Source organism: Vibrio sp. V19_P1S1T109, from assembly GCF_002241375.1.
In the GTDB taxonomy this organism is placed as follows: Bacteria; Pseudomonadota; Gammaproteobacteria; order Enterobacterales; family Vibrionaceae; genus Vibrio; species Vibrio anguillarum.
The window spans coordinates 1-7,697 of record NZ_NDIM01000304.1 but is presented as its reverse complement, the minus strand read 5'-3'; the positions used below and the strand labels follow the sequence as shown (position 1 = coordinate 7,697).

Here is a 7,697-nt window from a genome sequence, read left to right as displayed (position 1 = left end):
GGCGCTTTCTATGGTTAACGAAGCTGAAAAAGCATCATAATTTGCAATATTAAGCATAAGAAAAGGCTCATTCGAGCCTTTTTTATTACAGGGACGATTAGATTCGTTATCACATTGAATTTTAAAAGTTTCTTCTGATAGAGATTATCATTTAACTAAAAACAATCTAAACTAGCCCGAACATTATGAGGAGAGATCATGAAGTACGACTGGATTTTATTTGACGCTGACGAGACCTTGTTTCATTTTGATGCTTTCAAAGGTATGCAGCTGATGTTTGAGCGCAAAGGAGTGTTGTTTACTGAACAAGATTTTGCGCAGTACCAAGAAGTTAATAAACCACTGTGGGTCGATTACCAAAATGGTGATATCACGGCGGCGCAGTTGAAGCATACTCGTTTTGCAGAGTGGGCAGAAAAGCTCGCGACGACAACCACGGAATTAAACAGCGCATTTCTTGAAGCCATGGCTGATATCTGCACTCCACTACCAGGAGCAAAAGAGTTATTGGATGCCCTTACAGGTCGAGCGAAACTTGGCATCATTACTAATGGTTTTACCGAACTTCAAGCGATTCGTTTGCAAAGAACGGGGATGAGTGAATACTTTGACCACGTGATTATTTCAGAAGAGGTTGGTGTAGCGAAACCTGATCACGGTATTTTTGCCTACGCGCTAGACAAAATGGGTAACCCTGCTAAAAATCGTGTATTGATGGTAGGAGATAACCCGCATTCCGATATTCTAGGTGGCTTGAATTTTGGTATTGAGACCTGTTGGCTAAACTCTACTGGCGCAAGTGCTGTTGATGGCATTGAGCCACACTACCATGTGCGTTCATTGCACGAGCTTAAAGATATTTTGGTCGCATAATTATTTACAATGGTGTGGCTTGGGGTGTGGAGTGATGATATCGACCTCCACACCAACAAAGCGATTCGTTAGCGGTTGAATTCACCGTCACGCTCAGGTTGATAAACTACATCAAGAATCTCAATCACTCTTTCTCTACCACCTGGCATTGGCCAACTGAGCTGTTGACCAACAGCTAGGCCCAACAATGCACTGCCTACTGGGGCAAAAACAGAGATATCTTGACTGCTTTTCACTTCATGCGGATACACAAGATTTTTTTCGATCACTTCATCACTGTCGATAAACTTGAAGCGTACGGTCGAATTCATGCTCACCACATTATTTGGCATCTCTTGTGGGGCGACAATGGTGGCTCTATCCAACTCAGCCTCGAGCTTTTCTAACTCTGGCGTTAGTTTAGGCATGCCATCCAGTAATGCGGATATTCTGTCCATATCAAGGCTTGAAACTAAGACAGGTGCTAAGTTTGACATTTTTAATACTCCAAAAAGAAATACCGCCCAAAAGCTAGGCGGTATAAAAATTAACGTCAATGTTATTGCGATTCAGGCTATGACATTAATCTTGTTCGACATAGAATGCAAATAATACGGTATCAGTTTGTTATGAATTTGGCATGCACGTATTTAGGCTGGGAGTGGATGTTGTGCAGTACGTAAAAATTAAAGATGTGATTGTTGAACAAATCGATGCTGGCATGCTTGCCCCTCGTCAAAAATTACCTTCTGAACGAAAACTTGCAGAGTCGTTTAATACCACACGCGTTACCCTGCGTGAGGCTTTGTCTCTGTTGGAAGCGGATGGCAAGATCTACCGAGAAGATCGGCGAGGTTGGTTTATTTCTCCCGAGCCGATACGTTACGACCCAACCCAAACGCTAAATTTTACCAACATGGCTTTAGCACAAAACCGAGTACCAAAAACGGAACTGATGATGGCAAAAGCGCTATTAGCTAATAAACAAGCATCGCTCTTATTGGGATTGAAGCCGTTTTCGGATGTTTACCAAATTGATCGTGTGCGTTATTTAGAAGATCGCCCCGTGGTCTATGTGACGAATTACGTGCGCCCTGAATTGTTTCCCAACTTGCTGACTTTCGATTTGTCTCAATCACTGACGGATATTTATCGCGACCATTTTGCCGTGGAGTATCAAACAGTCCGTTATCGAATTACCACTAGCTCTTTGCTTGGTCATATGGCGCAAGCACTACGCGCTACATCAGGCACTCCGGCGATGGTCGTTGAGCGCATTAATTATAATCAACAGGGTGAACTGATCGATTGTGGCATCGAATACTGGCGGCATGACGCAATTTGTATTGAGTCGTTAGCCAAGCTAACCGTGGCCCGCTGAGGCTATGTCCGTTAAAGCTAGGTTTGTTAAAGCTAGGTCTGTTAAAGCTATGTTCGTTGAAAATTGAGCGCATTCAATGAAAAAGGCGACCTCTATTAAGTCACCTTTTTACTGTGTTATTGCTGTTTATGACTGAGTTTGTGCATCCGTTTGTTTGAGCTGTTTATGCCCATCTTCACTGACGCCACGTTTCCAGTAGCTGCTGATATAAATATAGTCTTTGGCTATCTCTTTTTCATTGCGAAAATACTCTCTTAGCGCGCGCATGGTATCAAATTCACACGCACACCATACCGAGCCATTCTCACCCAGCCAATTTTTCTCGATAACCGAAGTCGCCAAATTGGTGCTGCTGTCTTTCACGACCCAAGAGATCTCTATGTTCTCCGGAGCCTGTAGTGCCTGTTTGTCATCCACATGCTCAATTTCAATTACTGCATAACCTTTTGCATCACGCGGTAAGCGTTTTAATTGAGCTGCAAGGGCAGGGATCGCGGTCATGTCAGCGGCTAAGAAAAACCATTTCCCATTGAGATTCAACCCTTGAGCTTTACCTGGGCCAGCGATTGAAATCGTATCGCCAATGGCCGTATGCATCGCCCATCTGACTGCAAATCCGCACTGCTTATCTTCCGCCTCATGCCGTACAAAATCGATTTCAATGCGGTTGTTGGTCGCATCAAAGCTTCGAATGGTATAAGTGCGCATTATTGGGCGCTGATCAGGGGTTAACCGTGACAAATCAGTACCACCATCTTCACTAAACAACAGCTTGATATAATCGCCTTCGTTTTCAAGTGTAAAATGCTCAATTGAGTCACCCTGTAACGTAATGCGTTGCAGGGAAGGCGAAATCTGCTGGCTATCCGCAACCGTGAGTGGATAGAAAGAGCGTTTAGGTTCTGTTTCTTTTTTCATTATTCTCTAGATTACCGTTTTGTCTTTTGTGGGTATAACCTTAAACTGAGTTCTTAATTGATTCAATGATAATAACTATCATTTACGTTATTTTACTTTGAAGAGATGGGAATATGTAACTTTGCAGATAAAAAGCCCCATATGCATAATGGTATGAGGCTTAATAATGCTCACATTTTACTGATGTTTAAACTTCGTTAGGTGCAACTTCTGCAAGTTCATCCCGTTCGTTCATTTTTGATGCTTCAAGCATTTTCCGAACAACTAATGAAGCGACGATGGCCACTGCTACCATCACTACGGCTAAGATCGTGAGCATTTTAAAGTAGTCGCCATAAACGCTTTGGACGATATGCTGACTGATCACTTGACCTTTTTCTAATGCGATGGAGGTTGAGAACACCGCACCCACAATGCCGCTTAAGGCGATGGCGACTGAAAAGAGGCTAACCGAAAAGTTTTCGATGTGCTTGGGAGCCACTGACAAAATGAAGGCCACTACTAAACTACCAACAATGACTTCCGCAAAAGCTTGGAAGAAGTGGATCACCAAAAAGACTTCTGGTCTGATGACAACATCAGCACCAATATTCATGACTGCCATGGTTAAAATGCCAAATGCAATGGCGGTAAAGATGAATGCAAAGCCAATTTTAGTGGCTGTTGAAAAATTAATGCCTCGCTTTTCCAGTGAAGAGAAAGTCATAGCAATGACTGGCCCAGCAACAATGCACCACAGTGGGTTCATCGCCATTGATGCTTCAGGAGCGATTGGAATTAATCCAAATAAGTCACCACGCATCGTATTAATGGTTACCATGGTCATGGAGGTCATCATTTGCCCGTAATAGACAAAGAAACAGGTGGTGAGCACCGTCATGATAAGAATAGTGCCCATTTTCAAGGTATCGGATCGATTCGCTTTAAACATCAAAAAGATGAAGTAAAAAATGGCAGCCGCACCAATGGCATAAACGATGTTTTGACCGATGTCCATATTAGAAAACATGAAGAAAACTAGCCCAACCATCGCGCACGATACTGCACAAAAGGCGAGCCAGTTTTTCACGCTTACGGGAGCTTGATCAATCTCAGCTGCAGCATTCACTAATGATTTGTTAAACACAATTAAAGTGGCAAAGGCGAACGCTGCCAAAATGGCTGAGAGCATAAAACTACCGTGAAAACCGATCACTAAAACAAACATCGGGAATAAATATTGACCAAGTAGTGCCCCCACATTGTTTACCGAATAATTGACAGGGTAACAGTTTTCAAAATGTTCTTGGGAGCTAAAAGTGCGTTTATATAAACTGGGGTAAGAAGGGGACATTAATCCGCGTGCGTAGCTCGCTAAAGCGATGCCTGCTAATGCCATCGCGACGTTGGTTGTTGAGGCACCCAGCACCAGTAGTGTGTAACCAAGAGCAAAAGCGCCGTAGGCAATGGTTAATGAACGATAAGCGCCAAGGAACTTATCGGCAATAAAACCACCAGCGATCGCAAAAAGGGGGCCAATGGATGAAAATGCTCCTACCACCATCATGGTATCGGCTTCGTTATAATCCAAATCTTCTAGAAAAAAACGGGTTAGGATAACCATTACCCCGTAAAATGATAAGCCAAACATCATTTGGCAGAACATCATTGATTTATTGAGTTTATTCCACATATTAATCTCTCCATATAGTGGATTTTTAGAGTTTATTCCTGTGGATTTTATCATCGGTAGTTATAAATAAATTGAAACAATTATCGCAGAAACCTTACTTTATGCACGAGCATTTCTAATGCGTGGCTATCGTTTGAGTAATGTTTAAAAAGCGATTGTTTATTTTATTTTTTGACTCAAGCACTATGCACATGTAGGAGTATTTACGTGTTACCAAACCATACGTTTTAATACTGCTGCTTTCTTGATGTCGATTGCTATGACACAAGTTTTATGGTGGCTGAAATGGAGAGAGAAAAATAACGATGGTAGCCGAGCATCTTTATATCGTATTAGGTAAACGACTTGTTGATCAGCAATTAACATTAGAAGGGCGTAGCCGTGTTGATGGCCTCGTTAAGGCGTTACAACGTCATGAAATCGATCATAGTGTCATTGCTTTATGCGGTGGGCTCACGCTAGGGCAACAGATTTCTGAAGCGAAGGCTATGTATCATTACCTTCAATCGGAGCTTACTCGGCTCAATGTGTCACTTTCGAATAACCGCATTTTGCTGGAAGAACACTCGACCAGCACAGTGGAAAATATCGAGAACGTCGCGTTAGAGCTGCAAAAAAACGGTGGCATTGACACACAAAAAACATTACCTGTCACTTTCATTTCTAACGACTATCACTTGCAGCGTATTTTTGAAATTCAGCAATTAATGGATGAGCAAGGGTTACTGCGAGTGCTTAAACAACGCTGTGAAATGATGGAGATCACGCTGGCTATTTCACCGGATCTGCACGATCACCTAGCGGTGAAATACCCTTATACGCATTTAGCCGCGGAACTGTTTCTATTGGTCGATCAACTAACGACTTACCGTGTCTATCTTGAAGGTGTTGTGGCGGGCTCATTTCTGCGCGATCTCACGCAAGTGAGAGCCATTCCTTACCAAATAGCATATGAGGCTATTTTAGCGATCAACCATAAAATCGCAGACAACCCAAAGTGGGTTTTTGTTCGCTGTCTTACGGATTTATTGATGCAGTGTATCAATGCCACAAAGGGGGCGTTAAGTGTCAGTGAGATTCAACCTTATCTCATTTTGTTCGACAGCAACTTAACGTTATTGAATCGATATCTTGATCCTGAAAACCCGTGCGTCGGACGCTGGTGGCGTCAGGGATAGTAACAAGCGAAATAGATGAATCAAAGAGACCCCGCAATGCGGGGTCTTTGCTTTTTAGTCAAGCGACTTATTTCCTGACCAAAAACTGTTTTGAACAAAACAACGTGTTAAGCCGTTTCTAACGTACGCTCTTTGACCACGCTTAGACGCTCGCCATAAATTGGACGTAGTGCTGCCAGTACATGGTTACGAGTTAGCATACCGACAAACTTACCATCTTCAAGGACGGGGAGATTTTGTGGTTTGTTCACTTTCATGCTTTTTGCGCGCTCTTCTAAAGAGAGTGAGCTAAAACGAGTAGCAATACCCATGCTGGTAGTAGGGTATAACTGTTCTTTATCGACACATAAAAATTCGGCGATATCAATCAGACGGTCAGATGCATCGATGGCGATAACATCGCGGCTCATAAGATCCACCACTTTTTGCCCTTCGGTAGGGAGGTAGTCTTGGCACCATAAATCCACCATGACATCGTGAGCTGAGAAAAATCCGACCAAACGACCAGCCACATCAACCACAGGAGCACTATCGAGCTGGTTATCCAGCAACATATCAATGGCAACTGCGGTTGGCATTTCCACGCCTAGAGTTACAGGTTGGGTGTTCATAATGTCTTTAACTGTAATTGTTTTATTCATTTTCGTTTCCTTCACTGACGTAATTGTTGCTGTTTCCGTAATAGTGCTAATGTTTGCGGCTTTAAGTTGTGGACGGCGGAAAATAGACCAGTTGGCGAGACCAACCAACACAGCACCGCCGACGATATTGCCCAAAGTCACTGGGATAAGGTTTGCCACCACAAATTGATGAATGTTCAAATCTGCGTAATGAGTGGCACTGATACCGATCTGCTGCCAGAAGCTCTCTGGTGCAAAGTTTTGAATCACAATGCCTAAAGGGACCATAAACATGTTGGCTACGCAGTGCTCGAAGCCGCTAGAGACGAACATCGCCACAGGCAAAATTGTCATTGCGGCTTTGGTCATTGCATTGGCTGAGCTAAACGTTAACCAAATAGCAAGACAAACCAGTAAGTTACATAGCACCCCAAGAGAAAATGCTTGAACAGGTGTATGGTGCAGTTTGTGCTGCGCGATGTTCAGCGCATTCAACCCCCATTGACCATCATCCAACTGATAGAGACCAGCTCCAGTAACCAAAAGCAGTAAGAACATGGCACCAATGAAGTTACCGATATAAACCTTGCCCCAAATGGATAACATTTTGCTAAAGCTGATTTGTTTATTGGCCCAAGAAATGCTCGACAATACGGAACTGGTGAACAGTTCACCGCCACAAATCACGATTAAAATCAGCCCCATGCTAAAGGCTAAACCACCCGCTAACCGACTGAGCCCCCAACCTGCGTTAGCACTGCCTGTGGTGACAGTGATGTAGAACAAAAATGCTAAGCCGATAAAAGCACCAGCCATAATGGCAAGGCTCAGTGTCATACCGCTACTTTTCTTGGCTTTGCTTAATGCAAATTTCTCGGCTTCTGCCATCATCTCAATCGGTGAGAACAGCTGTTTATTTTCAGAGTAGGCTGCTGACATACACGCTCCCAAAGCTCAATTTCATAATTACCTCCCAAGTTCAAACAAAGCGTCATGCCTTGCTTCCCATACAGACTAACGAACGGGTCATGAAGTAGTAAAATTGATAATTTTTAGATTACTCATCAAATGAATTG

General features: G+C 43.2%; 7 protein-coding genes. 3 read left to right on the top strand and 4 right to left on the bottom strand.

Going from position 1 to position 7,697, the window contains the following annotated elements; translation table 11 throughout:
* Positions 1-198: 198 nt before the first annotated feature.
* Entirely contained in the window at positions 199-873 is a 675-nt protein-coding gene (yjjG, locus tag B9J87_RS14745) for a pyrimidine 5'-nucleotidase (protein WP_013867832.1), read from the top strand.
* A 68-nt stretch (positions 874-941) separates the two neighbouring features.
* On the opposite strand, the gene rnk is transcribed toward yjjG, so the two are convergent.
* Positions 942-1,349 (bottom strand): nucleoside diphosphate kinase regulator, encoded by a 408-nt coding sequence (rnk, locus tag B9J87_RS14740; RefSeq protein WP_026027712.1) that lies wholly within the window; start codon positions 1,347-1,349, stop codon positions 942-944.
* Positions 1,350-1,522: 173 nt separating this feature from the next.
* Between rnk and phnR the strand changes: the two genes are divergently transcribed.
* Positions 1,523-2,233 carry a phosphonate utilization transcriptional regulator PhnR gene (gene phnR, locus B9J87_RS14735; protein ID WP_026027711.1) on the top strand — a complete coding sequence of 237 codons (711 nt, stop codon included), beginning with the start codon at positions 1,523-1,525 and terminating at the stop codon, positions 2,231-2,233.
* Positions 2,234-2,359: 126 nt separating this feature from the next.
* Here the strand turns inward: phnR and B9J87_RS14730 are convergent, their stop codons facing one another.
* Positions 2,360-3,151 carry a siderophore-interacting protein gene (locus B9J87_RS14730; RefSeq protein ID WP_094151508.1) on the bottom strand — a complete coding sequence of 264 codons (792 nt, stop codon included), beginning with the start codon at positions 3,149-3,151 and terminating at the stop codon, positions 2,360-2,362.
* A 187-nt stretch (positions 3,152-3,338) separates the two neighbouring features.
* Complete coding sequence (locus tag B9J87_RS14725) at positions 3,339-4,823, bottom strand: peptide MFS transporter (protein WP_094151505.1); 1,485 nt, start codon at positions 4,821-4,823, stop codon at positions 3,339-3,341.
* 305 nt (positions 4,824-5,128) lie between these two features.
* Here B9J87_RS14725 and B9J87_RS14720 point away from each other — a divergent pair, with 305 nt between their 5' ends.
* Positions 5,129-6,001: a YdcF family protein gene (locus B9J87_RS14720; RefSeq protein WP_094151503.1), complete on the top strand. Its 873-nt coding sequence runs from the start codon at positions 5,129-5,131 to the stop codon at positions 5,999-6,001.
* 107 nt (positions 6,002-6,108) lie between these two features.
* Here B9J87_RS14720 and focA read toward each other — a convergent pair whose 3' ends face one another.
* Positions 6,109-7,560, bottom strand: a complete 1,452-nt coding sequence (gene focA, locus B9J87_RS14715; RefSeq protein WP_094151500.1) for a formate transporter FocA — start codon at positions 7,558-7,560, stop codon at positions 6,109-6,111.
* Positions 7,561-7,697 lie beyond the last annotated feature (137 nt).

What these genes read in the sequence shown, in the direction of transcription:
- B9J87_RS14725 (WP_094151505.1), bottom strand. Translation starts at nt 4,823, where the DNA reads ATGTGGAATAAACTCAATAAATCAATGATGTTCTGCCAAATGATGTTT.
- focA (WP_094151500.1), bottom strand. Translation starts at nt 7,560, where the DNA reads ATGTCAGCAGCCTACTCTGAAAATAAACAGCTGTTCTCACCGATTGAG.
- B9J87_RS14720 (WP_094151503.1), top strand. Translation starts at nt 5,129, where the DNA reads ATGGTAGCCGAGCATCTTTATATCGTATTAGGTAAACGACTTGTTGAT.
- yjjG (WP_013867832.1), top strand. Translation starts at nt 199, where the DNA reads ATGAAGTACGACTGGATTTTATTTGACGCTGACGAGACCTTGTTTCAT.
- rnk (WP_026027712.1), bottom strand. Translation starts at nt 1,349, where the DNA reads ATGTCAAACTTAGCACCTGTCTTAGTTTCAAGCCTTGATATGGACAGA.
- B9J87_RS14730 (WP_094151508.1), bottom strand. Translation starts at nt 3,151, where the DNA reads ATGAAAAAAGAAACAGAACCTAAACGCTCTTTCTATCCACTCACGGTT.